Source organism: Pseudoalteromonas sp. Z1A8 (genome assembly GCF_011378855.1).
Classification (GTDB): Bacteria; Pseudomonadota; Gammaproteobacteria; order Enterobacterales; family Alteromonadaceae; genus Pseudoalteromonas.
This window is the reverse complement of record NZ_WTLB01000036.1, coordinates 18,708-43,576: the sequence shown is the minus strand read 5'-3', so window position 1 is coordinate 43,576 and position 24,869 is coordinate 18,708. Positions and strand designations below refer to the sequence as shown.

At 40.7% G+C, this 24,869-nt stretch carries 22 protein-coding genes; 14 read left to right on the top strand and 8 right to left on the bottom strand.

Translation table 11 applies throughout. The features are described 5' to 3' along the window. Nucleotides 1-84: 84 nt before the first annotated feature. From dapD to map, 3 genes are all read right to left on the bottom strand, one after another. A complete protein-coding gene (gene dapD, locus GQR55_RS14170) occupies nt 85-912 on the bottom strand; it encodes a 2,3,4,5-tetrahydropyridine-2,6-dicarboxylate N-succinyltransferase (RefSeq protein ID WP_002958324.1) in 828 nt (275 codons plus the stop codon). A 9-nt stretch (nt 913-921) separates the two neighbouring features. Further along, a complete protein-coding gene (glnD, locus tag GQR55_RS14165) occupies nt 922-3,540 on the bottom strand; it encodes a [protein-PII] uridylyltransferase (protein WP_166421111.1) in 2,619 nt (872 codons plus the stop codon). A 64-nt stretch (nt 3,541-3,604) separates the two neighbouring features. Next, nucleotides 3,605-4,390 carry a type I methionyl aminopeptidase gene (map, locus tag GQR55_RS14160; RefSeq protein ID WP_165739365.1) on the bottom strand — a complete coding sequence of 262 codons (786 nt, stop codon included), beginning with the start codon at nt 4,388-4,390 and terminating at the stop codon, nt 3,605-3,607. 271 nt (nt 4,391-4,661) lie between these two features. Here map and rpsB point away from each other — a divergent pair, with 271 nt between their 5' ends. The 14 genes from rpsB to GQR55_RS14090 all read left to right on the top strand — a co-directional run bounded on the left by rpsB (nt 4,662) and on the right by GQR55_RS14090 (nt 18,289). Further along, nucleotides 4,662-5,390, top strand: coding sequence for a 30S ribosomal protein S2 (gene rpsB / locus GQR55_RS14155; protein ID WP_166421110.1), 729 nt, complete (start codon nt 4,662-4,664; stop codon nt 5,388-5,390). A gap of 103 nt (nt 5,391-5,493) precedes the next feature. Beyond that, complete coding sequence (tsf, locus tag GQR55_RS14150; RefSeq protein ID WP_007580981.1) at nt 5,494-6,345, top strand: translation elongation factor Ts; 852 nt, start codon at nt 5,494-5,496, stop codon at nt 6,343-6,345. Between the two features lie 157 nt (nt 6,346-6,502). Then, on the top strand, nt 6,503-7,252 hold the full coding sequence (gene pyrH / locus GQR55_RS14145) for a UMP kinase (RefSeq protein WP_166421109.1): 750 nt from the start codon (nt 6,503-6,505) through the stop codon (nt 7,250-7,252). A gap of 13 nt (nt 7,253-7,265) precedes the next feature. Continuing rightward, the gene (gene frr / locus GQR55_RS14140) at nt 7,266-7,823 is read left to right on the top strand and encodes a ribosome recycling factor (RefSeq protein ID WP_166421108.1); all 558 of its coding nucleotides are present in this window, start codon (nt 7,266-7,268) and stop codon (nt 7,821-7,823) included. Nucleotides 7,824-8,147: 324 nt separating this feature from the next. Continuing rightward, nucleotides 8,148-8,927: an isoprenyl transferase gene (locus GQR55_RS14135; RefSeq protein ID WP_166421107.1), complete on the top strand. Its 780-nt coding sequence runs from the start codon at nt 8,148-8,150 to the stop codon at nt 8,925-8,927. Between the two features lie 19 nt (nt 8,928-8,946). Then, the gene (locus GQR55_RS14130) at nt 8,947-9,813 is read left to right on the top strand and encodes a phosphatidate cytidylyltransferase (protein ID WP_166421106.1); all 867 of its coding nucleotides are present in this window, start codon (nt 8,947-8,949) and stop codon (nt 9,811-9,813) included. After that, nucleotides 9,810-11,015 (top strand): 1-deoxy-D-xylulose-5-phosphate reductoisomerase, encoded by a 1,206-nt coding sequence (gene ispC, locus GQR55_RS14125; RefSeq protein ID WP_166421105.1) that lies wholly within the window; start codon nt 9,810-9,812, stop codon nt 11,013-11,015. Before GQR55_RS14130 ends, ispC begins: the two co-directional genes overlap by 4 nt. A gap of 1 nt (nt 11,016) precedes the next feature. Beyond that, entirely contained in the window at nt 11,017-12,369 is a 1,353-nt protein-coding gene (gene rseP, locus GQR55_RS14120) for a sigma E protease regulator RseP (protein WP_166421104.1), read from the top strand. Between the two features lie 96 nt (nt 12,370-12,465). Continuing rightward, entirely contained in the window at nt 12,466-14,937 is a 2,472-nt protein-coding gene (gene bamA / locus GQR55_RS14115) for an outer membrane protein assembly factor BamA (protein ID WP_166421103.1), read from the top strand. Nucleotides 14,938-14,948: 11 nt separating this feature from the next. Beyond that, entirely contained in the window at nt 14,949-15,467 is a 519-nt protein-coding gene (locus GQR55_RS14110; protein ID WP_024606271.1) for an OmpH family outer membrane protein, read from the top strand. Between the two features lie 7 nt (nt 15,468-15,474). Next, nucleotides 15,475-16,503 carry a UDP-3-O-(3-hydroxymyristoyl)glucosamine N-acyltransferase gene (gene lpxD, locus GQR55_RS14105; RefSeq protein WP_166421102.1) on the top strand — a complete coding sequence of 343 codons (1,029 nt, stop codon included), beginning with the start codon at nt 15,475-15,477 and terminating at the stop codon, nt 16,501-16,503. 20 nt (nt 16,504-16,523) lie between these two features. Next, nucleotides 16,524-16,976, top strand: coding sequence for a 3-hydroxyacyl-ACP dehydratase FabZ (gene fabZ / locus GQR55_RS14100; protein ID WP_166421101.1), 453 nt, complete (start codon nt 16,524-16,526; stop codon nt 16,974-16,976). A 2-nt stretch (nt 16,977-16,978) separates the two neighbouring features. Next, nucleotides 16,979-17,749 carry an acyl-ACP--UDP-N-acetylglucosamine O-acyltransferase gene (lpxA, locus tag GQR55_RS14095; RefSeq protein ID WP_149591849.1) on the top strand — a complete coding sequence of 257 codons (771 nt, stop codon included), beginning with the start codon at nt 16,979-16,981 and terminating at the stop codon, nt 17,747-17,749. A gap of 147 nt (nt 17,750-17,896) precedes the next feature. Next, a complete protein-coding gene (locus tag GQR55_RS14090; protein WP_166421100.1) occupies nt 17,897-18,289 on the top strand; it encodes a septal ring lytic transglycosylase RlpA family protein in 393 nt (130 codons plus the stop codon). Here the strand turns inward: GQR55_RS14090 and cydC are convergent. The 5 genes from cydC to GQR55_RS14065 are packed head-to-tail and all read right to left on the bottom strand — an operon-like array spanning nt 18,272 to nt 24,689. Continuing rightward, nucleotides 18,272-20,017 carry a thiol reductant ABC exporter subunit CydC gene (gene cydC / locus GQR55_RS14085; protein WP_166421099.1) on the bottom strand — a complete coding sequence of 582 codons (1,746 nt, stop codon included), beginning with the start codon at nt 20,015-20,017 and terminating at the stop codon, nt 18,272-18,274. The genes GQR55_RS14090 and cydC overlap by 18 nt on opposite strands. Continuing rightward, complete coding sequence (cydD, locus tag GQR55_RS14080; protein ID WP_166421098.1) at nt 20,010-21,803, bottom strand: thiol reductant ABC exporter subunit CydD; 1,794 nt, start codon at nt 21,801-21,803, stop codon at nt 20,010-20,012. The genes cydC and cydD overlap by 8 nt, the downstream gene beginning before the upstream one ends. Then, nucleotides 21,793-21,957 (bottom strand): cytochrome bd-I oxidase subunit CydX, encoded by a 165-nt coding sequence (cydX, locus tag GQR55_RS14075; protein ID WP_008133888.1) that lies wholly within the window; start codon nt 21,955-21,957, stop codon nt 21,793-21,795. Before cydX ends, cydD begins: the two co-directional genes overlap by 11 nt. A gap of 12 nt (nt 21,958-21,969) precedes the next feature. Further along, nucleotides 21,970-23,109 (bottom strand): cytochrome d ubiquinol oxidase subunit II, encoded by a 1,140-nt coding sequence (gene cydB / locus GQR55_RS14070; protein ID WP_165739355.1) that lies wholly within the window; start codon nt 23,107-23,109, stop codon nt 21,970-21,972. Beyond that, entirely contained in the window at nt 23,106-24,689 is a 1,584-nt protein-coding gene (locus GQR55_RS14065; protein ID WP_166421097.1) for a cytochrome ubiquinol oxidase subunit I, read from the bottom strand. The genes cydB and GQR55_RS14065 overlap by 4 nt, the downstream gene beginning before the upstream one ends. Nucleotides 24,690-24,869: the final 180 nt, after the last annotated feature.

Here is a 24,869-nt window from a genome sequence, read left to right as displayed (position 1 = left end):
GGTGTTGTGAAGAATCAAACTGAATACCAGCCTCAAGCTATTTAAAGAAAGCTTGAGGCTGGTTAGAAGAGATGGTATCTACGATTACTCATCAATTGAGCGTAGTAGGGCGTTGATGCCTACTTTTTCACGTGTTTGTTTATCTACTTTTTTCACGATGATTGCAGCGTACAGGCTGTGAGTGCCATCTTTTGACGGTAGTGCGCCTGGTACAACTACTGCGCCTGCTGGTACGCGGCCGTAGTGAATTTCGCCGGTTTCACGGTCATAAATACGGGTGCTTTGGCTGATGTAAACGCCCATTGAAATTACAGCGCCTTCTTCAACTATTACGCCTTCAACAATTTCAGAGCGTGCGCCAATAAAGCAGTTGTCTTCAATGATAGTTGGGTTAGCTTGTAGAGGCTCTAAAACGCCGCCTATGCCAACGCCACCTGATAAATGTACGTTCTTACCAATTTGTGCACACGAGCCTACAGTCGCCCATGTATCAACCATGGTGCCGTCGTCAACGTATGCGCCAATGTTAACGTACGATGGCATAAGTACGACGTTTTTACCTACAAAGCTGCCTTTACGTGCTACAGCGTTTGGTACTACGCGCATACCGCCTTGTTGAAATTGCTCTGGTGTGTAGTCGCTAAATTTAAGTGGTACTTTGTCGTAAAACTGGTTTACGCCATCGTTCATTGGTTGGTTGTCGCGAATACGAAACGACAGTAACACTGCTTTTTTAAGCCACTGATGTACAACCCATTCACCTGATATTTTTTCAGCAACGCGTGCTGCGCCGCTATCAAGTAAATCAAGTGCGTCAATAATGGCTTGTTTTACGTCGCTTGATACTGTGCTTGGACTAATGCTATCGCGGTTGTCCCATGCGTTTTCGATCATCGTTTTTAAATCTGACATGTGTGTCCTCTATTCTGTTTCGGCGTTGAATTTTTTACGTAATGCCTGATGAATTTTTGCTTGCTCTTCATCAGTCAGCGCTTGGTATTCGTTATTTGATACAACAAAGAAATCCTCGGCACGTTCACCTACTGTGGTAATACGGGCAGCGTGAATGTGTAGTAAATGCGCTTGGAAAACTTCAGCTATTTTGGTTAGTAAACCTTGAATATCGACGGCTTGAATTTCTATTAAGCTGCGATCTTTACGTGCATGCGGACGCAGTACAATTTTAGGTTTAATATTAAAATCTTTAAAGCGTTGAGTTCGGCTCTTTTTAAAGCGAATTTTTTTACGCGGATCGCTTAGCGCTTGCTCAAGTCCACGTTTAATTGATTGCGCTCTACCACTGGCTATAGGGTCGCCGCTCACTTCAAGTATTACAAAGCTAAACAGTATATAACCGTCTTTTGTGGTTAGTACTTGAGCATGTTGTATTTGTGCTTTTTTAGAGCCAATCACACTCACTAATCGGGCAAATAGTGCGCCAGAGTAAGGGCTGTACACAAATACTTGCGTACCGCCATGCATCGCTTTGTTAGACACAATAACACTGGGTTGGCTTAAATCGGGGCTATTTAATAAATGCTCGGTTTGCCATGATATTTGCTGTTCACTAAAAGCGGTATAATAGTTGGCTTTAAAGCGGCTCCAAATTAAATCAATTTGTTCCTCTTGATAACTTAAATTAAGAAGACGCTGTTTAGCTTGATGCTTTTTGTCGCGAATTTGGTCGCGTTGATCCATTGGGTTTTCGAGCCCTAAGCGCAGTGCGCGTTGCGTGTGTAAATAAAGCTCACGCAGTAGGGTGTTTTTCCAATCGTTCCATAAGTTGTCGTTGGTAGCACGTATGTCGGCAACCGTTAAACAATATAAATAGTCGAGTTGGCGCTCTGTTTTAATGCGTGTAGCAAAGTCTTTTATTACAGCAGGGTCGTTAATGTCTTTACGCTGCGCGGTAACCGACATAAGTAAATGGTTACTTACAAGCCATGCTACTAGCTTAGCATCAGCCGATGAAAAGCCATGCAATTTAGCAAAAGCTATGGCATCAACAGCGCCAAGTTCTGAATGGTCGCCACCTCGGCCTTTAGCAATATCATGAAATATACCCGCTAAATAAAGTAGCTCTGGTTTATCCATGCGAGTGACTATTTCACTACAAATAGGAAACTCGCTAATGCCTGTTTTATCAAAGTATTCGTAAATATTTTTGATTAACTTATGGGTGTGCTCATCTACGGTATAGGCATGAAATAAATCAAACTGCATTTGCCCAAATATATTACGCCACTGCGGTAAGTAGGCGGCAAGCATGCCGTGCTTGTGCATAAGCGTAAATGCGCGTCCCATGCCATTAGGATGTTTAACTAAGCGTAAAAAGGCTTCACGGCAGGCTGCGTAATCTTGTAAATCACCCAATAAACGACGGCGCACCTGACGAATAGTACGAATAGTACTTGGGTAAATATGGGTTATTACTGGGTTATCGGCTATGTGCTCAAATAATACAAAAAGTTGATCGCGTCTAAAAAATACCGACGGATCTTTTACTCTTATTTGATGGCCCACTTGTTCAAAGTTTCTGTCGAGTTCTATCACCGTTTTTTCACTACTTTCGGGCATTATACTTTGTTCAAAGTATGAAAGTAGCATTTGGTTAAGCTCGCGCACGCGGCTCATTATTCTAAATAAGCGTTTCATCATACGCTCAACAGAGGCTTTACCGTCGCTACCAAAACCTAAAATTTCGGCGGCTTGCGGTTGATGATCAAACAATAAGCGGTTTTCAGCTCGACCTGCTGCTAAATGCAGTGCAAAGCGAATGTTCCATAGGTTTTCTAGGCACTCTGAAAGCTCTTGAAACTCTTCGTGAGTTAAATATCCGTGGCTTATTAATTCTTGCAGGGTTTCTGTTCTAAAGTGCTTTTTTGCAACCCAAATAATGGTTTGTAAGTCGCGCAGACCACCGGGGTTTTCTTTAATGTTTGGCTCAAGGTTATACGCGGTGCCGTGGCACTTTCTGTGGCGTAAGTTTTGCTCTTGAACTTTAGCAGTAAAAAATTCACCAGAGCGCCATACGGGTGTTTCAAGAATATGCATCTTGAGTTTTTCAAACTCAATGTGGTTACCAAAAATAAGGCGACTTTCGAGCAAGCTGGTGGCAAAAGTAACGTCTTCACGTTTTTGCTCAATGGCTTGTTCTATGGTGCGCACGCTGTGGCCAATCTCTAAGTTGAGATCCCATAGCATGGTGACAAACAGGCCTATTTTTTCGCATATTTCTTCGCTTGGCGGTTTAGTTACAAGCAATAAAAAGTCGATGTCGGAGTAGGGATGTAGCTCGCCACGTCCGTATCCGCCTACAGCAATTAGCGCTAAATCAGGTTCATGCGCTAAGTCGTAAACATGAAACAGCTTTATGAGTAGGCGGTCAATAAACTCAGCCCGGGCATTAATTAAATTCCCAACCGGTTGTTTAGAAAACTCGTTATGTAGCCATTTATAAAAATAGCTAGAACAATCGCGATAATCACTAAGTTGCTCAGCATCGCTAAGCAACTTTTTTACTTTGTTGGGTAATGCCACGTGGGCTGGCTCCTTGTTGAACCTTTATTTTGATAAGTACTTTTATCAAATGGTTCGGTTTTTATTAGTGTTCGATAATCCTGTCGATAGTATCATCTGATCGTAGCGTTAAAATTTCAACACCATTTTCAGTCACTAATAAAGTATGTTCCCATTGCGCAGACAAACTACGGTCGCGTGTAACTACTGTCCAATCATCTTTAAGAAGCTTACATTGGCGTTTACCCGCATTAACCATAGGTTCAATAGTTAAACACATACCTGCTTTTAAGGCTTCGCCAGTACCGGCTTTACCGTAATGCATTATTTGTGGTTCTTCATGAAATCCTGCGCCAATACCATGGCCGCAATACTCACGTACAATTGAGTAATTAAAGCTCTCTGCATATTTTTGAATTGCTTCACCGATATCACCTAAGCGCACACCTGGTTTTACCATTTTGATAGCAAGGTATAAGCTTTCTTGCGTTACTTCTGCAAGACGTTTACCTTGAATATTTGGTGTACCAACATGGAACATTTTAGATGTGTCACCGTGGTAACCATCTTTAATGACCGTTACGTCAATATTTACGCTGTCGCCTTCTTTTAATGCTTTGTCATTTGGAATTCCGTGACAAATAACATGATTAACTGACGTACAAACTGATTTTGGAAAGCCATGATAATTTAATGGAGCAGGGATTGCTTGTTGCACATTAACAATATAATCATGACAAATTGTATTTAGCTCATCGGTGGTAACACCTGGCACTACATGAGGGCCGATCATTTCAAGTACATCGGCCGCTAAGCGCCCAGCTACGCGCATTTTCTCTATTTCTTCAGGGGTCTTGATAATAGCGCTCATTGAGGCTCCAAAGTTGAGTTTTTAACATTTGTCGCAGAACAAATTTTGCACGCGACGTTGAGTATTTAATTTTAATATGGTATAAAGCGCGCCGTCTTTTTACAAATAAATTCTTAAATGATTTTTTGTATTTAAGGCAAACACAATTTTATTTTAACACACACACGTATCGTCACATACACTTGGGTGCATTTGAAGTTTAATTACTTCGGTGTTGGTGCTATGGGATATGTGGAGGCCTAACCCTAAACAACTATAGAGGATCTATAAAATGGCAAACGTTTCAATGCGCGATATGCTTCAAGCTGGTGTTCACTTTGGTCACCAAGCACGTTACTGGAACCCTAAGATGAAGCCTTTCATCTTCGGCACACGTAACCGTGTACATATCATCAACCTTGAGCAAACTGTACCAATGTTCAACGACGCACTTAAGTTTTTATCAGGTGCTGCAGCAAACAAAGGTAAAGTTCTTTTCGTTGGTACTAAGCGCGCAGCAAGCGACGCAGTTAAATCAGCTGCTTTAGAAAGCGACCAGTTCTTCGTAAATCACCGTTGGTTAGGTGGTATGTTGACTAACTGGAAAACTGTACGTCAATCAATCAAGCGTCTTAAAGACCTTGAAGCACAAAGCCAAGACGGAACTTTCGAGAAGTTAACTAAGAAAGAAACGTTAACGCTTAACCGCGAAATGGAAAAGCTTGAAAAGAGCCTTGGTGGTATCAAAAACATGGGCGGTCTTCCAGACGCGCTTTTCGTTATCGATGCTGACCACGAGCACATTGCTATCCGTGAAGCAAACAACCTAGGTATTCCAGTTGTTGCAATCGTAGATACTAACTCTAACCCAGACGGTGTTGATTACATCGTACCTGGTAACGATGATGCTATCCGTGCTGTAAGCCTTTACACTAGCGCTGTTGCAGCTGCTATTACTGAAGGCCGCGAGAATAACATCGTTGCTCAAGCTGAGAAAGACGATTTCGTTGAAGCTGAGTAATTAGCTGTCATCAAGTCTTCATCTTTTTAAGGTGAAGACTTGCTATTCTTGTCGAGCGGGTAACCCGCTTATCTAACCTGATTTCAGATTTGAGGATTTACTAATGGCTGTAACTACTGCCCTAGTTAAAGAATTACGCGAGCGCACAGGCGCTGGCATGATGGATTGTAAAAAAGCGTTAACTGAGACTGATGGCGACATCGAGTTAGCGATTGAAAACATGCGTAAAAGTGGCGCTGCTAAAGCTGCTAAAAAAGCAGGTAACATTGCTGCTGAAGGTACTATCATCATCAAGCAAAATGCGGGTGTTGCAGTACTAGTAGAAGTTAACTGTCAAACAGATTTCGTTGCAAAAGACGTAAGCTTCTTAGCATTTGCTAATAAAGTTGCTGACGCTGCAATTGCTGACACTATCTCTATCGAAGACTTACAAGCTAAGTTTGAAGAAGACCGTGTTGAGCTAGTTACTAAAATTGGCGAAAACATCAATGTACGTCGTTTACAGTACGTAACTGGTGAAAACCTAGTTGAGTACCGTCATGGCGATCGTATCGGTGTTGTTGTTGCGGGTGTTGCTGATGAAGAAACACTTAAGCACGTTGCAATGCACGTTGCTGCATCTAGCCCTGAATACCTAACACCTTCAGATGTACCTGCTGACGTTGTTGCTAAAGAAAAGCAAGTACAAATCGAAATCGCGATGAATGAAGGCAAGCCTGCTGAAATCGCTGAGAAGATGGTTGTTGGCCGTATGAAAAAATTCACTGGTGAGGTTTCTCTTACTGGTCAAGCTTTCATCATGGAGCCTAAGAAAACTGTTGGCGATATTCTTAAAGAGAAAAACGCAACAGTTACTAGCTTCGTACGTGTAGAAGTTGGTGAAGGCATCGAGAAGAAAGAAGAAGATTTTGCTGCTGAAGTTGCTGCTCAAATCGCTGCTGCTAAAGCTAAGTAAGATTACTATTTGTGAAGCAAAAGGAAATTAGATGCAATTAAAGTACTATTTGGTTTTGCTTCGCAGCTAGAAATTCTTTAAAATAACCGCGCTTTTATGTTTAACATAAGCGCGGTTATTTTTTATCCATAATTCAATAAAAGTTGGCCCCAATACTATGATTATCAATCGCAAACCTATTTTTAGACGTGTTCTTCTCAAATTAAGTGGTGAAGCTTTAATGGGAGACGCAGGCTTTGGCATCGACCCTAAAGTTTTAGATCGTATGGCTCAAGAAATTAAAGAGCTAGTAGAACTCGACGTAGAAGTGGGTTTAGTTATTGGTGGAGGTAACTTTTTACGCGGTGGATCACTTGCAGAAGCAGGTATGAACCGCGTAGTAGGCGATCACATGGGTATGCTTGCAACGGTTATGAACGGCCTTGCAATGCGTGATGCGCTACACCGTGCATTTGTAAACTGTCGTTTAATGTCGGCTATTCCGCTTAATGGTGTATGTGACGCTTATAACTGGGCTGAAGCAATTAGCTTATTAAAAACTGGTCGCGTTGTTATTTTTGCAGCCGGTACAGGTAATCCGTTTTTTACTACCGATTCTGCTGCGTGTTTACGCGGTATCGAAATTGAAGCGGATACTGTAATTAAAGCGACTAAAGTTGATGGCGTATACAGTGATGACCCTGTTAAAAATCCAGATGCGACGCTTTATACCCATTTAAGCTACAATGAAGTTATTGACAAAGAATTAAAAGTTATGGATTTAGCGGCGTTTACTCTAGCCCGCGATCATAAAATGCCATTGAGCGTATTTAACATGAATAAATCAGGCGCGCTAAAACGCGTAATTATGGGTGAAGCGGAAGGAACACTTATTTCTTCACAAGCCTCAGATGAAATAATCAAATAATTAGGATTAAACCGTGATTAACGATATTCAAAAAGACGCGCAAGCGCGCATGCAAAAAAGTGTAACTGCACTAGGTAGTCAACTATCTAAAATTCGTACTGGCCGTGCACACCCTGCAATTTTAGATGGCATTATGGTGCCGTACTACGGTGCACCAACGCCTTTAAACCAAGTTGCTAACGTAACAATTGAAGATTCTCGTACACTGGCTATTGGTGTATTTGATAAGTCTTTGGCGCAAGCTGTTGAAAAAGCAATTATGGCGTCTGACTTAGGTTTAAACCCTATGTCGGCAGGTACTGTTATTCGTGTACCACTTCCTCCTCTTACTGAAGAGCGCCGTAAAGATTTAATTAAAATTGTACGCGGCGAAGTAGAAGGCGGCCGTGTTGCTATTCGTAACATTCGTCGTGATGCTAATGGCGATGTAAAAAGTTTATTAAAAGAGAAAGACATTTCTGAAGATGAAGCGCGTCAATCAGATGATGCAATTCAAAAGCTTACTGATAAGTTTATTAAAGAAATGGATACTCTATTAGCGGCTAAAGAAACAGAATTGATGGAAATCTAAGTAAGGTCCTGTCTATCTCTCGAGGTTGAATTTGCAGCAGTGTGTTTGGTTTTTAGGTAAGGCAGAGCCTATGTTGTGTGGTTATTCCCCATAATTAGGCGATAACGATGCATAAAATCCAAACACGCGCTGCCCAAAGGGTTCTGCCTAGGGGCGATTAACTCTTTGTTACTCGATTTTTACTTAGTCCACTAGGTTACAAATCTCGCGCCGCGATTAAATCGCCCCTAGATTGAACAAATTACAATCCTGAAAGGTCGACAGGACCTATTAAAATTATTAGTTTTGAAACGCCGTCTAGGGTATACTAGGCGGCGTTTTTTTATGGAATACTCGATATTTATGGTTCTAGATGCTGATACAATTTCACAGCAATGTTTACCCAAACATGTAGCTATCATCATGGATGGGAACGGACGTTGGGCGCAAGCTAGAAATAGACCTCGTGTGTATGGGCATAAAAAAGGCGTGGACGCAGTTCGTCAATCTGTTCAGTTTTGTACTAAATTAGGGATACAATCGTTAACCTTATTTGCTTTTAGTAGTGAAAACTGGCGCCGCCCAGAAGACGAAGTAAACACTTTAATGGAGCTTTTCTTATTTGTTTTAACAAAGGAAGTTAAAAAGCTTCATAAAAACAATGTAAAACTGACCATTATTGGAGATTTATCACGATTTTCTGAAGGATTACGTAGCAAGGTAGACGCTGCGCATAAGCTGACTGAAAATAACACCGGGCTGTGTTTAAATGTAGCAGCTAATTACGGTGGTCGTTGGGATATGGCTAATGCGGCTAAACAACTTGCTTTGCAAGTTGCGCAGGGCACACTTAACGCAGAAGATATTACAGAAGAGCGCTTAGCACAGCATATGAGCATGGCAGATCAGGCAGAACCTGATTTACTTATTCGCACTGGTGGCGATGTTCGTATTAGTAATTTTTTACTATGGCAAGTTGCTTATGCAGAACTTTACTTTACCGAGACACTTTGGCCTGATTTTAATGAAGCAGCATTTGCTGAGGCCATTGCGTGTTACGTTGCCAGAGAGCGACGTTTTGGTTGTACGGGCGAACAAATAAAACAATTACTCGCTCAAACCTAAATAGAATAAGGGTCACATTTTGTTAAAACAACGAATTTTAACCTCTCTAGTGCTAGCTCCATTAGCATTGGCTTTGGTTTTTTATACACCGCTTACGTTATTTAGTTACTTTGCTGGTGCAATTGTATTACTAGGCGCATGGGAATGGTCTGCATTTATGGGCCTTTGCGACAAGCTTAAACGTGCTGCCTTTGTTGTGTTTATTGGCGCTTTACTTGCCTTGCTTAATTTACATTGGCCTATTGAATCATTATGGGAAAATGGCAAGCTAGTCGGCGATGCAAATTACGTATTTACGCTTTCATTTGCTTGGTGGATTGTTGCTAGCTATTTAATTTGGCGCTACCCAGAAATGGCTAAAGCGTGGAATGAAGGTTTAGTTATGCGCGGCATTGCAGGATTACTCACGCTTGTGCCGTTATGGCTTGCCCTAAATACGCTACGTAGCGCGCAATATGCTGAATCAACACATTTTGGCTCAGTACTTATTTTAGTTGTGCTTGGCATTGTGTGGAGTGCAGATGTGGGAGCTTATTTTTCAGGTAAGAGTTTTGGTAAACATAAACTTATGCCAAAAGTGAGTCCTAATAAAACCATTGAAGGTTTAGCGGGCGGTGTAGTCGCTTCTATTATTTTTGTATTAGCATTTTGTCACTTTACCGATGTTGATTTAGGTGTTTGGCCTATATACGCGATAATGACTGCCTTTATTGCGTTGTTTTCTGCGGTGGGTGATTTGCTTGAAAGTATGTTTAAACGCGAAGCCGGCTTAAAAGATAGCGGCCGTTGTTTACCTGGGCACGGCGGTATTTTAGATAGAATTGACAGCTTAACGGCTGCAGCTCCAATGTTTGTTATGTGCTATGCGTGGACTCTTAGTTTATGAGTCAAAAGCAATTGCTGGTTATTTTAGGCGCAACAGGCTCAATTGGTTTAAGCACACTTGATGTTGTATCGCGCAATAAAGAGTTATTTGATGTTTTTGTTTTAGCAGCAGGTCAAAACGCAAAAAAAATGGCGGAGTTGTGTATTGAACATGAACCGCTTTATGCGATTATGGCTAACCAGCAGGCCGCAGAGCAGTTATCTGCGCATTTAGCTAATACGCAGTGCCAAACTCTTGTTATGCACGGCGAGCAAGCAATGAGCGATTTATGTGCTCATCCCGATGTTGATATTGTTATGTCTGCAATTGTAGGCGCTGCAGGTTTATTGCCAACACTCAGCGCAGTAGAAGCCGGCAAAAAAGTATTGCTAGCCAATAAAGAATCTTTAGTGATGTCGGGTCAGTTGTTTATCGATAAAGTTAAACAACATAAAGCCACTTTGCTGCCAATTGATAGCGAACATAATGCTATTTTTCAATGCCTACCTTCTTCGTTACAAAATGCCAAAGGCGATCAAAAACTGCAACAACATGGCGTAAGTAAAATTTTGCTTACCGGCTCTGGTGGCCCGTTTTTAACACGTGATATAAATACGTTAAAAGATGTAACCGTAAGTGAAGCCGTAGCGCATCCTAACTGGTCTATGGGGCAAAAAATATCAGTAGATTCTGCAACTATGATGAACAAAGGCTTAGAGTTTATTGAAGCTAAGTGGTTATTTAATTGTGATGCAAGCGATATTGATGTGGTTATTCATCCTCAAAGTATTATTCACTCAATGGTACAGTACCACGATGGCTCTATTTTAGCGCAAATGGGTAACCCCGACATGCGAACGCCAATTGCCCATGCGCTTGCGTATCCTGAGCGAATTAACGCGGGTGTTAAACCGTTAAACTTCTCTGACATTTGTGACTTTTCGTTTACTAAACCTGATTTTTCTCGTTATCCAAACCTACAATTAGCGATTGATGCGTGTAGTGCCGGGCAAGGTGCTACCACAACAGTAAACGCAGCAAATGAAATAGCCGTAGAAGCATTTTTAAAAGGTAGGATTGGCTTTACCGATATATACAAAATAAATGCACAAACGCTTGAAGCCGCGGCTTACACCAATGTTCAAAGTTTAGATGAAATTTTAGAGTGCGATAAATTAGCGCGTATTAGCGCTTCAGAGTTTATAACAAAAGTGGCGCATTAATATGTTTGATTTTTTTTGGAATCTTGGCTCATTTATTTTAGCGCTTGGTATTTTAGTGGCCATACATGAATACGGCCATTTTTGGGTTGCACGTAAAATGGGCGTTAAAGTGCTGCGTTTTTCAATTGGTTTTGGTAAACCACTTTTAAAATGGCACGACAAATATAATACCGAATACGTGATTGCCGCTATTCCATTAGGCGGCTATGTAAAAATGCTTGATGAGCGCGTTGATGACGTGCCGGCAAACCAACGTCATTTATCGTTTAACGCAAAATCTGTTCAAGCACGTATTGCTATTGTTGCAGCCGGTCCAATGGCCAACTTTTTGTTTGCCATTTTTGCACTTGCTGTGATGTATATGGTGGGTGTGCAGTCGGTAAAACCCGTTGTAGGAAGCATTACCGAAGGTAGCCGTGCAGAGCAGGCAGGCATTATGCCTTCTCAACACATTATAAAAATTGGCGATGACGATATAACGACATGGCAAGATGCCACGTTTGCACTTATGTCTAACTTAGGCGAGCAAAGCGTTGAAGTTATTATACGTGATGAAAACCTTCAACCACGCACTAAAACACTTAATTTAGAAGGGTGGAAACTTGATCAGCGAGACGTACCACCACTGAGCTCGTTAGGTATTGTGCCATTTAGGCCTCAAGCCACTTTAACAATTGCCGCCGTAACTAAAGATTCCGCCGCAGAACACGCTAATTTACAAGTTAATGATACAATTTTGGCTGTAAACGGTGAAACAATAAGCAATTGGCAGCAATTAGTTAATCTTATTACGCAATCAGCTAACAAATCTTTACAATTTAGTGTAAAAAGACAAGATACTATACAAACCATTATAGTAACTCCGAAAGGACGCATTGATAATAACGGTAATGAGCAAGGCTTTTTAGGTGTGGCTCCCGTTGTACAGCAATGGCCTGATGGTTATGTAGAGACTAGGCATTTTGGCCCGCTCGATAGTATTGTGCGAGGCACAAAAGAAACGTGGCGCTTAATTACACTCAGCTTTGACATGATTGGTAATTTAATTACAGGCCAGGTTTCGGTTAAAAATTTAAGTGGTCCGGTTGGCATTGCTGTAGGCGCTGGAACTAGCGTAAGCTATGGGTTAGTGGCCTTTTTAAGCTTTTTAGCCTTAATAAGCGTTAACTTGGGTGTATTTAATTTATTACCCTTACCAGTGCTTGATGGCGGACACTTAATGTATTACATAATTGAACTTTTTCGCAAAAAGCCAGTCTCTGAAAAGACACAAGAGTTTGGTTTTAAAGTGGGTGCCTTGTTACTCATTTTTCTAACATGTTTCGCTTTGTTCAATGATGTATCGCGTTTGTAGTTACAGCGTGGCAAATTACTAATTAGAACACGATTGTAAAGCACCACTAGTAGGGTGTTATGCGGTAATACAGTTGTAAAGGATAAAGATAATAAAATGGCTATAAAAAAACATTTGGCAATAACAAGTTTATTGGGTGCAAGTTTTGCAGCCCTAGGCCAAAACTCCTTTATTGTTGAAGACCTGAAAGTTGAAGGTTTACAGCGTGTAGCACTTGGTGCAGCGCTTACACATATTCCTATTAACGTAGGCGATAATGTTGATGACTATACGATTTCAAAAACAATAAAGTCACTTTATCGTTCTGGGCACTTTGACAACATAAAAGCACTTCGTGATGGCAACAACGTTATTTTTAAAGTAACGGAACGTCCTACCATCAGCTTTATTGAGTTTGACGGCAATAAAGACATTAAAGACGAGCAGCTTAATGAGTCTCTTGATCAGCAAGATATTCGCCAAGGTGAACCACTTGATAAAACCGTAATCGATAATATCGAAAAAGGTTTAGTTGAGTTTTTTCACAGTATTGGTAAGTACAACGCTAAAGTAGATATCAGTATTACTAAGCTGCCACGTAACCGCGTTAAACTTAAATTAGAGTTTGACGAAGGTGATGCTGCTTCTATCCGCCAAATTAACTTAGTGGGTAATGAACTTTTTTCTAATGAAGAACTTTTAAAGCTTGCTGAATCTCAGCAAGATTTACCTTGGTGGCAGTTTATGGGTAGCGATCGCTATCAAAAGCAAACCATTGAAGGCGATTTAGAAAAAATTCGCAGTTATTATTTAGACCGTGGTTACCTACGTTTTAATATCGATTCAACACAAGTATCAGTAAGCCCTGAACGTGAATCAGTTTACGTTACAGCTAACTTAACTGAAGGCGTAAAATATAAAGTTAAAGGTTTTGACTTTATTGGTGACTTGCTTGGCCGTGAAGACTTAATTAAAAGTGTTATCCCACTTAGAGCAGGTGAGCTTTATAACGGCTCTGTAGTTACGTCATCTGAAGAATTTATTAAAAGCTACCTAGCACGTTTTGGTTACGCGAATGCTGAAGTGCGTACAATTCCAGAAATTGACGACGAAAAGCAAGAAGTACAACTAACACTATCGGTTAATCCAGGTAAGCGTGTATACGTTCGTCGTATTATTGTAGGTGGTAACCAAAACACCGCTGATGAAGTATTACGCCGCGAAATGACACAACTTGAAGGCGCATGGTTATCTAATCAAAACCTTGAGCGTTCAAAACTACAAATTCAACGCTTACCTTACATGGAAAAAGTTGATTTTAACGTAGTGCCTGTTCCAGGTGTGGATGACCAAGTAGATGTAGACTTTACTGTAAAAGAGCAATCAGCGGGTAGCTTTAATGCTGGCCTTGCTTATGGCTCTTACTTAGGTCTGCAGTTTAATATTGGTGTAACAGAATCTAACTTTTTAGGCACCGGTAACCAAATTGGTTTAAACCTTAATACGTCTACAGGTTCTGAAAGCTTAAGCTTATCGTACACAGACCCATATTTTACGCCAGATGGTGTATCACAGGGCAGTAGTATCTTTTACAGAAACTACGATGCAAGTAAATTTAGCCTTGTTGAATATAAATCGAAAAGTTATGGTTTAGGCACAAATATTGGCTTCCCAATTGATGCAGTAAATCGTGTTAACTTTGGCGCACGTTGGATTAAAGAAGAACTTTCGGATATTGCTGAGTACGAGCAAACGCGTGTACTTCGTGAAACATTCTTAGATCCAGATAACCCAGATGCTGGCTTTGACTTTACTAAGTATGAGCTGAGTGTTGGTTGGTCGCGTATTACCGTTAACCGTGGTTTATTCCCTACAGCGGGTTCGCGTCAAACGCTAAACTTAACAGCAACAACGCCTAACTCTGATCTTCAGTATTTTAAACTTAATTACGATTCGCGTTTTTACTGGCCTATATCAAACGATCACCGCTGGGTGTTCTCAACGCGTGCGGCGCTTGGTTATGGTAATGGTTATGGTTCTACAAACGGGTATGAGCAAACACTTCCGTTCCAAGAGTACTTCCGTATAACAGAAATGGAACTACGTGGCTTTGACCGTAATACAATTTTACCACGTGCTGTATCGCGTATACCGCAGTCTATTCCGGGTACGCCTGGTGCAGACGGTACTACAACCGGTAGCATTGGTGGTGCATCAGACTTTGATATTCTAATACCACAAGGTCGTATTGGTGGTAATGCTAAAGCAGTAGCGGGTATGGAGCTAATTGTTCCTACGCCATTCTTAGACGAAGAAAATACCAGTTCTGTACGTACGAGCTTCTTTGTTGATGCAGCAAACGTATGGGATACAGAGTTTAATGTAGACCGTTTCCAAAACTTAGCACCTGATGAGCGTGCTAAATTAGATGACTATTCAGACCCTATGCGCTTTAGGGTGTCAACCGGTCTCTCATTACAGTGGATCTCTCCAATGGGTCCAATGCTGATCAGTTTTGCGTATCCATTGCAAAAAGAAGAAGATGACGATACGAAAACCATCAGCTTTAACATTAGTAACACTTTTTAAAGGAGTTTTTTATGACTAAATTATTTAAATCAACGGCAGTAGCTGTTCTAGCAACGTTATTGATGGGTACTTCTGCGAGTGCACTTGCACATAAAGTAGGTATTGTTGATATGCAAGAAATCTACAAGCAAATACCTCAAATGGCTAAAATTGAACAGTCTTTACAAACTGAGTTTGCTGAGCGCCGTCAAGAGCTTGAAAAGTTACAAGGCGATATTCGTTTTGAAGCTGAAAAATTTAAACGCGAAAGTACAACTATGAGCCAAGCTCAAAAAGATACATTACGTGAAAAAATTCAGGGCATGCAAAAAAATCTTGCTGAACAAGGCCGTCCTTTAGAGCAAGAAATTAAAGCACGTCAAAACCAAGAGCTTGCTAAAGTTCAAGGTGTAATCATCAAAACGATTGAAGAGATTGCTAAAGACGGTGACTTCGACGAAGTTAAAGTAAAAGACACAACAATTTACTTTAACCCTAAAGAAGTAACTGATCTTTCATCTAAAGTTGTAGCCGCTGTTAGTAAGAAATAATCACTCTATGCAAAATTATACGCTTTCGCAAATTGCGGAACTTCTAGGCGCCGAACTTCAGGGTGATGGCGCTTTAGAAATAAAAAAAATAGCGACACTTGCAAATGCCCATTCTGGGCATATTGCATTTTTAGCGAACTCAAAATATCGCACGCAACTTGAGACTACTCAAGCTAGCGCTGTAATAGTAAGCCAAGCCGATGCTCAGTACTTTAGTGGTAGCAAAGTTATTGTTGCTAATCCGTATGTAAGTTACGCAAAATTAGCTCAATTTATGGATACGACACCACGATCAGCATCTACAGGTATTCATCCAAGCGCTACGGTGCATCCAACAGCGATTGTTAGTGACAGCGCCGCTATTGGTGCAAATGTTGTTATTGAAGCTAATGCAGTGATTGGTGACAACGCGCAAATTGGTCCGAACAGTTTTATCGGCGAATGTGTTAAAATAGGTTCTGGCACTAAGCTTTGGCCTAGTGTGACTATTTATCACGATGTTGAAATAGGTTCAGATTGTTTGTTTCAAGCAAATAGTGTTGTAGGTAGTGATGGGTTTGGTTATGCGAACGAGCGCGGGCAGTGGGTAAAAATACCCCAGCTTGGCTCTGTGATCATAGGTAATAAAGTTGAAATAGGTGCAAGTACCACAATTGATCGTGGCGCACTGGACAATACCATTATTCATAGCAATGTTATTATCGATAATCAGTGTCAAATAGCGCACAACGTTGAAGTTAATTCAGGCACCGCAATTGCGGGCTGCACTGTACTTGCAGGAAGCGTTACCATTGGCAAAAACTGTCAAATTGGTGGCATGGTTGCAATTAATGGTCACATGTCTGTATGTGATGGTGTTATAATTACCGGCATGAGTATGGTGACAAAATCAATCACCGAACCAGGTATATACTCATCTGGTATGCCCCATACGACTAACAAAGAATGGCGTAAATCAATAGCTCACTTGCGTAATCTTTCAGACATGAAATCTCGTCTTAAAGCGCTCGAAGCATTGGCTAAGTCACAACGTTGAACACTAATAAGGATGCTATTTTGGCAAACGAATTAAATAGCCTTGATATTCAAGAAATTTTAGCTTTATTACCGCACCGCTACCCGATGCTATTAATTGATCGTGTTATTGATTTTACACCTGGCAAATCTTTACATGCTATTAAAAATGTTTCTATAAATGAACCAATTTTTACTGGCCACTTTCCAAATCAGCCAATTTTTCCTGGTGTGCTAATATTAGAATCAATGGCGCAAGCTACAGGATTATTAGGTTTTAAAACAGTAGAAAATCGTAGCGAAAACGAATTATATTTGTTTGCAGCTGTTGATAATGCACGTTTTAAACAACCTGTAATTCCTGGCGATACAATGCATCTTCATGTTGAGTTTTTAAAAGAACGTCGCAACATTTGGAAGTTTGCTGCAGAAGCTAGAGTCGACGGCAAAATAGTATGTAGTGCCGAAATTATGTGTGCGAGAAGAGAGTTTTAATAGTGATCCATTCTACAGCAATAATCGAACCTGGCGCTAAACTAGGCAACAATGTCTCAGTTGGTCCATATAGTTATATTGGCAATGATGTTGTTATCGGTGATAACTGTATTATTGAATCTCACGTTGTTGTTAAAGGACCGTCTACAATCGGTTCTGGCAACCATATTTTTCAGTTTGCGTCTGTAGGCGAAGCCTGCCAAGACAAAAAATACAACAACGAACCAACTACATTGATCATGGGTGATAACAACGTTATCCGTGAGTGTGCCACAATTCACCGTGGAACAATTCAAGATCAAGGCGTTACTAAAATTGGTAGTAATAATTTATTTATGGCTTATACACACGTTGCACATGACGCGGTAATTGGTGATAACGTGATTTTTGCTAACAACGCAAGTGTAGCCGGCCATGTACATGTAGGTGACTGGGTTATCTTAGGTGGTAATTCGGGTGTTCATCAGTTTTGTAAAATTGGTGACCATGCATTTATTGGTATGTATTCAGGTGTTAACAAAGATGTACCGCCATTTGTTACTACTATTGGTATGCCAGCAGGCCCAGCGGCTATCAATAAAGAAGGCATGAAACGTCGTGGTTTCGAAAGTGATGAAATTATGGCTGTACGCCGTGCATACAAAGCATTTTACCGTAAGAGCTTAGGTGCTGAAGAAGCTATTGAGTCGCTTAGTGAAGATGCTGCAAAGTATCCTGCTGTGAAATTGATGGTCGACTTTGTTAAAAGCTCAGAGCGCGGCATCGTAAGATAATTCACGCGTTTTGCTTTAAGCATTAAAAAACCACCCTAGATGATAAATCGAAGGTGGTTTTTTATTGTCCTGCTTTTAAGCTAATTCAGTTAATACTCAGGCTACCCAAGTTAGTATGCGCCTAATTTTTATAATAAAAGCCATTCTATGCGTTTACCTAAGTTAATTTTTACTCTTTTTATTACTTCAGTTTTAGCCGCTTGTAGTAGCCAACCTATTGTTAAATCATCTACTGGAGAAGTTACTCAAGTTGGTAAAGCATCTTTTTATGCTGACAAATATCACGGGAGAACAACCGCCAACGGAGAGCGCTTTAGCCAACAAGCTGCAACAGCAGCCCATTTAGAATTTGATTTTGGTACTAAAGTGATTGTTACCAACCTCGCTAATAACAAATCAGTCACGGTAAGAATTAACGATAGAGGCCCATATGTGCGAGGTCGTATTATTGATTTATCAAAGAGTATGTTCAAAAAGATAGCCGACCCTAAAGTCGGCGTTATTGACGTGTCTGTAACGGTATTAAAACCGGGTAGTTAGTGCCACATAATCTGGATAAGCGCTACTGAGCTCTTTGTGAGAGCCTTGTGCAACTACTTTACCGCCTTCCAACCATACCACATTATCCATTTGAGCAAGTAGGGCAGGATCGTGCGTAATTGTGAGCACACTCGCGTTGTTCATAACATGCATAATTGCTTGCATTACACTTTGCTTAGATTGGTTATCAAGGCCTTCTGTTGGTTCATCAAGGACTAAAATAGCCGGGTTTTTAAGTAATGCTTGCGCAATGGCTATACGTCTAGATTGGCCTTGCGATACGTTACGTCCACCAGTACCTAATCGTGTTTTTAAACCTTCTTTTAGCTCATTAAACCATGGGCTTAATTGCGCTAATGAGAGCGCTTCAATCATTTGCTCTTTAGTAGCATTCGGCGCTGCATAGCGTAAATTTTCACTCAGTGTGCCATCAAAAATATGGTGCTGCTGAGCGAGTATATTTATAACGTTTGCGCGTATATCGCTATTTAATGAATGTAAGTTAACAACACTATTTTGATTATTTAGAGTAATGCTACCTTGTTGCAAGGGCCATAAACCAGTCAGTAAATTTACAAGCGTTGTTTTACCGCTGCCGCTTCTGCCAACAATCGCTACTTTTTGCTGAGGCATTAGCTCAAAGCTAACATCAGTTAGTGCTGTTTGTTCACCATATTGATAGCTAATATTGTTAAGTGCCAATGTGTTATTTTTCGCGCTAAAGCTTTCATTTGTCTCTATAATTGCATTTTTATCTTGCGAGTTAGCTGCTTTATCTTCAAGCGTAAATAACCGCTCTGCTGCTTTTAAAACGTTAGGAAGCTCAATAAACGCATTAGGAAGTAGTAATACACTCTCAAAACTTGCCAGTACAAACAGGCTTAACATAGCAAGTTCTACATTTACCATAGTATTGGCGTAAACCAACGGGACTATGGTGACTATGCTAGCAAGCATGGCTAATTGAACAACTAACAAGCTCAACCCATCTGAGTTTGCCAGTGCTTTGTGGCGAATAAATAATTGATGATTGTATTGCTCGCTTAATTCATCGCACTTATTAAGCTGCTGCGAACGAGCTTGATAAATACTCAACTCTCTTAGCCCTGTAAGTGTATCTGAAAGTTCAGAGCGAAGTTGCGCACTAAGCTGCGTTTCTTTATGGCTGTTTTTAGTGAGCTTTGCGCTGAGTAGGGCAGGTATAACTACGCCAATAAGTATAATGCCAGTAAAGCAAATAAGGGCGACGTTACCATTATAGGCCGACATAAACAGCATGATGATTGGCACACTTAAAAGAGCGACCAGCATAGGAAGTAAAACGTTTAAATAAAACTTGTCGAGAGCATCTACATCGTTTTGTAATCGGTTAACTAAATCAGCGCTGCGGCTCATTGCTAAATCAACATTGTTAAGCTTACTTAACGTTGCAAATACATTCGTGCGTATTTCACTTAGTAATAAAAACGTGGCGTTATGAGTAACCAAACGCTCGCCATAGCGCGACGCAGTTCGTACAATTGCTAAAAATCGAATCGTTCCTGCTGGAGTAAAGTAGTTCATTTGCACGCCGGCAATACCTGCAGCGGCCATTGATGCTAAAAACCAGCCAGATATAGCCAGTAAACCTACATTGGCTAATACCGTAATCGTCGCTAAAAACGTGCCTAGTAGCATTGCTTTGTAATGAGGAGCGCAAAGCTTTAATAAGCGAATAAAGTTAGTCATGCATTACTCCTTGCTCAGCTGTTTTGAGTAAATTTGAAAATGCACCATTTTGCGCTGCAAGTGTTTCAAAGTGTCCTTGCTCAGCTATTTTTCCATCGTGCATAACAATTATATTACTGGCGTGTTTAACGGTATTGAGTCTATGAGCAATGACTAACACTAAGTTATTTTTTGCGTATTCATTAATGGCATCTTGAATAAGCTGCTCAGTTTGGCTATCAAGATGCGCTGTAGGCTCATCAAGCACTAAGACTGGCGCTTGTTTTATAAATGCACGTGCCAGTGCGATGCGTTGCTTTTGGCCACCAGAAAGCCCTTCGCCTTGCTCACCTATTAATGTGTTAAAACCATCGGGTAGGGTATTTATAAATTCAAGCACACCCGCTTGCTTTGCAGCATGCTCAAGCTCTTGTTGAGTGGCATTTGGTTTGGCCAATTTAATGTTGGCAGCAATGGTGTCGTAAAACAGCGTTGCTTTTTGCGGTATCCATGCAATGTTATTTTGCAGGTAAGTAATATCGGTTGTACTTAAGCTTTGCTCATTAATAGATAGGTGGTTTATCACCTCAGGGTGAAACCCTAATAAGCAGTCAAACAACGTACTCTTACCTGAGCCACTACTGCCCACAACGGCAATTAAGCCTTTATTTGGCAGTGTTAAATTTATATTTTTAATCCCTTCGTTACTATCTGGGTATATAAAATTAAGGTCGGTAATACTTATTGAATTAATTGTGTTTAAAGTTAAATTGTTTTCAGACGTGCTTGTAGTTACAGGCTCAGCTCCGTCACTTGGCAGTGGTGCGTTTAAAATAGCAACCATATCGGCGGCGGCACTAATACCCTGTAAGCGTGCATGGTAATGGCTACCCAATTGACGTAGTGGTAAATAAAATTCAGGCGCTAAAAGTAGCACCACAAAGCCTGTTGCAAAATCAAGAGTACCAAAAAACAGTCTAAAACCAATAATAACAGCAACGAGTGCCACGCTAATGGTGGCTAAAAACTCAAGTGCAAATGATGATAAAAACGCGATTTTTAAAACATCGAGTGTTGCGTGTCTAAAATCATCTGAAATTTTAGCTATTTGTTTGAGCTCGGTACGTGTTGCATTAAATAGCTTGAGTTGGGTTAAACCTTGTACGCGGTCAAAAAAGTAATTGCCCAGTACAGCAAGTTGTTTCCAACGCTTTTGATTTAATGCCTCTGCTTTAGAGCCTACTAAAATCATGAAAAAAGGAATGAGCGGGGCGGTTAATAAAAATATCAGCCCAGCTTTGTAATCTGTCGGAAAAATAACAACCAATATTGCCAGCGGAATAAGCGCGCTGTAAGCAGCACCTGGTAGGTATTTAGCATAATAGTCGTGAAGAGCTTCTACACCATTATGTAAGGTATTGAGTGTAGCGCCTTGGCCGTGTTGTTCTATATAGCTTGGCCCAAGTAAGCTGAGCTTATTTAGAAGTGTTTGGCGCATAGCAGATTTTATTTTAAGTGCAGCATATGCACTCAAGCGTTCGCTTAATGCTAAAAATATTGCACGTAGTAAAATAATACCAGCTAGCGGCCACAGTAAATATGTAACGCTGCTTAAACTACTGCCTTCAAACATTACATTGTGAATAGTTTGCGCAAGTAAATAGGCGCCTGCAATCATTAGTAATGCGTTAAAAGTACCCAGTGCAATGCTTAACTTTAACCACACTGCAGCGGGTTTACTTTGTAACTTTAAAAAAGCGCGCAGTGACTGCTGCTGCGCGCGATCTGGTCGAGGGTTAGTCGTCATCTTTAGTCGAGTTAGCCTCGTTTAATAAATCATGCATAGGTTGTTCATCATCAGCAATGCTGTTTTTATTTTGATGAAACTCGTACCACATTACATTTATTACACCTAAGGTACAGGCCAAAAGTACACCTAAAATCCAAGCGAAATACCACATAGTTTAGTCTCCTTAATAGCTACCGTGAGTGTTATTTTCAATTTCTTCAACTGTCACTCTGCGCCACATTTTTACGTAACACCATGTGGTGTAGGTTAAAATAAGTGGTACAAAAATAGATACTGCAACAAACATTACATTGAGCGTTCTATGGCTCGATACCGCATCCCAAATTGTTAAGCTAATATTAGGATTATTGCTTGATGGCATAATAAATGGGAACAGTGAAACACCTGCCGTCATAATTACACCTACTAACATTAAGCTTGTTGAAATAAGCCCAAGTGCTGGCTTATTCAATTTAGAAAATATAAGTGCACTTAATGCCATTGCAAACGCTAAAATAGGGAAGGTCATTGTCCACGGACGATCGCTGTAATTACTTAACCATGCACCTTGCGCTGTTGTTACTACTTTAGCTAAAGGGTCTGCGTGGCTTTGCGTATCGGGCATAGATACAATTTGGTAACCCGTTAAATTAGCAACCCAAAAACCAGCAGCTGCAAATAATACAATAAATGCAATTAGAGAGTAGCGACCATATTGACCCGAACGCTCTGCTACTGCACTTGCTGTACGAAGTTGTAACCACATACCAGCATGAGCAACTAACATGGTAATACTAATCAAACCAGCAAGTAATCCAAATGGGTTAAGCAAGCCAAAAAATGAGCCTTGGTAGCTAACACGCATTAGGTTATCAATATTAAACGGTACGCCTAAAAATAAGTTACCAAATGCAACACCAAAAACTAATGCCGGAATTGCGCTGCCTGCAAGCAAGCCCCAATCCCAATTGTTGCGCCAGCGTTTTGAATCTACTTTGCTGCGGTAATCAAACCCAAGTGGTCTAAAAAACAAAGCGAATAGTACTAGCATCATGGCAAAGTAAAAGCCCGAAAATGCAGCGGCATAAACCATAGGCCACGCTGCAAACAACGCACCGCCTGCGGTTATAAACCATACTTGGTTACCATCCCAATGCGGACCAATCGTGTTTATTACTGTACGGCGCTCTGAATCTGTTTTACCAACTAGGCGAAGCAACATAGCAACGCCCATATCCATGCCATCGGTAATAGCAAAACCAATAAGCAGCACACCAATGATCAACCACCAAAGCATTTTTAATGTTTCATAATCAAAAATCATGATTGCTCTCCTTCAGTTTGCTCAGCTTTGTTTGGTAACTCAAAATGATATTTACCTGTATGCAGCGAGCTCGGCCCTTGCTTAACAAAACGGATCATCAGCCAGCCTTCAACAATGGCTAAACCAGTGTAGAAAACAATAAATCCAGTTAAGCTAATTAGAATGTCGTTTATTGTTAGTGACGACGTGGCTAAAAAGGTCGGCAGTATTTCAGATATAGCCCAAGGTTGGCGACCATATTCAGCAACTATCCAGCCAAATTCAATAGCTATCCAAGGTAGTGGAATGCTCAATACAGCAGCCCATAACAACCAGCGCTTTTGCTCAATCACGCGGTGTGCGTTGTAGTAAAATGCCAATATAAATACACCAAGCATCGCTACACCACAGGCAACCATAATCCTAAATGACCAAAACATAGGGCCTACTTTAGGGAAAGAGTCTTTAACGGCTTTTTGAATTTGATCTTCGGTAGCATCTACAACATCAGGTGTGTAGCGCTTAAGTAGCAAGCCATAACCTAAATCATCTTTTAGGGTATTAAATGTCGCTATATTTTCAGGCGTGTCTTCACCATTTCGGAGCATCATAAGGTATTTATAAGCTATCATACCGTTACGGATTCGTACTTCGTGTTGTTTTTCTAGGTCGTTAATACCGGTTACTTGCTCATCGAGCGAGCGAGTTGCAATTAATCCAAGTGCGTAAGGTATTTTAACCGCAGCATGTGTTACTTGCTCTTCTGAATCAGGGAATCCAAATGCGGTAAACGCAGCAGGGGCTTCTTCTGTATGCCATTCTGCTTCAATTGTTGCCAGTTTTACTTTTTGAACTTCGCCTACTTCGTAGCCTGATTCGTCACCGAGTAAAATTACACATAAAATTGACGCTAAACCAAAACCAGAAGCGACCGAAAACGAACGCTTAGCAAATGCAAGGTCGCGGCCTTTTAATATGTACCAACTGCTTATACCCAATACAAACATTGATGCAGCTACATAACCTGCCGATACAGTATGAATAAACTTAACTTGTGCTACAGGGTTAAACACAAGCTCTGCAAAGCTGGTCATTTCCATGCGCATAGTTTGATAGTTAAACTCAGCACCTACCGGGTTTTGCATCCAACCGTTGGCAATCAAAATCCACAGCGCCGACATGTTAGTACCAATGGCCATTAAAAAGGTTGCACCTAAATGCTGGCGTTTAGATAGTCTGTCCCACCCTAAAAAGAACATACCAACAAAGGTCGATTCTAAAAAGAATGCCATTAAACCTTCAATAGCAAGGGGAGCCCCAAAAACATCACCTACGTAATGCGAGTAATAAGACCAGTTAGTACCAAACTCAAACTCCATGGTAAGGCCTGTGGCCACACCAATTGCAAAGTTAATACCAAACAATTTTCCCCAAAACTTAGTCATATCACGATAAATTTCGCGACCGGTCATTACATAAACCGATTCCATAATAACTAAAATCCAGGTCATACCTATTGTTAACGGTACGAATAAGAAATGAAAGAGAGCGGTAACAGCAAACTGTAATCGCGATAGATCCACAAAGGTTTCATCTATCATTATTGGCTCCTTGAGAGTGACGGATTAACAGGGCAACATTTAATTGGCAAAGTTAAGCTTTAATGAACTTTCAGTAATTACTGAAAGTTTGTAATAGTATTTACTTTTGTGCAATTTTTGTCAACATACATATTAGTAAAACTTAATATATTTCCTATGCTACATCAGTATTAAAAACAA

Excerpts from the sequence above, each read along its gene's own strand:
- dapD (WP_002958324.1), bottom strand. The coding sequence starts at position 912 with ATGTCAGATTTAAAAACGATGATCGAAAACGCATGGGACAACCGCGAT.
- map (WP_165739365.1), bottom strand. The coding sequence starts at position 4,390 with ATGAGCGCTATTATCAAGACCCCTGAAGAAATAGAGAAAATGCGCGTA.
- rpsB (WP_166421110.1), top strand. The coding sequence starts at position 4,662 with ATGGCAAACGTTTCAATGCGCGATATGCTTCAAGCTGGTGTTCACTTT.
- tsf (WP_007580981.1), top strand. The coding sequence starts at position 5,494 with ATGGCTGTAACTACTGCCCTAGTTAAAGAATTACGCGAGCGCACAGGC.
- pyrH (WP_166421109.1), top strand. The coding sequence starts at position 6,503 with ATGATTATCAATCGCAAACCTATTTTTAGACGTGTTCTTCTCAAATTA.
- GQR55_RS14135 (WP_166421107.1), top strand. The coding sequence starts at position 8,148 with ATGGAATACTCGATATTTATGGTTCTAGATGCTGATACAATTTCACAG.
- ispC (WP_166421105.1), top strand. The coding sequence starts at position 9,810 with ATGAGTCAAAAGCAATTGCTGGTTATTTTAGGCGCAACAGGCTCAATT.
- rseP (WP_166421104.1), top strand. The coding sequence starts at position 11,017 with ATGTTTGATTTTTTTTGGAATCTTGGCTCATTTATTTTAGCGCTTGGT.
- bamA (WP_166421103.1), top strand. The coding sequence starts at position 12,466 with ATGGCTATAAAAAAACATTTGGCAATAACAAGTTTATTGGGTGCAAGT.
- GQR55_RS14110 (WP_024606271.1), top strand. The coding sequence starts at position 14,949 with ATGACTAAATTATTTAAATCAACGGCAGTAGCTGTTCTAGCAACGTTA.
- lpxD (WP_166421102.1), top strand. The coding sequence starts at position 15,475 with ATGCAAAATTATACGCTTTCGCAAATTGCGGAACTTCTAGGCGCCGAA.
- GQR55_RS14090 (WP_166421100.1), top strand. The coding sequence starts at position 17,897 with ATGCGTTTACCTAAGTTAATTTTTACTCTTTTTATTACTTCAGTTTTA.
- cydC (WP_166421099.1), bottom strand. The coding sequence starts at position 20,017 with ATGACTAACTTTATTCGCTTATTAAAGCTTTGCGCTCCTCATTACAAA.
- cydD (WP_166421098.1), bottom strand. The coding sequence starts at position 21,803 with ATGACGACTAACCCTCGACCAGATCGCGCGCAGCAGCAGTCACTGCGC.
- cydX (WP_008133888.1), bottom strand. The coding sequence starts at position 21,957 with ATGTGGTATTTCGCTTGGATTTTAGGTGTACTTTTGGCCTGTACCTTA.
- cydB (WP_165739355.1), bottom strand. The coding sequence starts at position 23,109 with ATGATTTTTGATTATGAAACATTAAAAATGCTTTGGTGGTTGATCATT.
- GQR55_RS14065 (WP_166421097.1), bottom strand. The coding sequence starts at position 24,689 with ATGATAGATGAAACCTTTGTGGATCTATCGCGATTACAGTTTGCTGTT.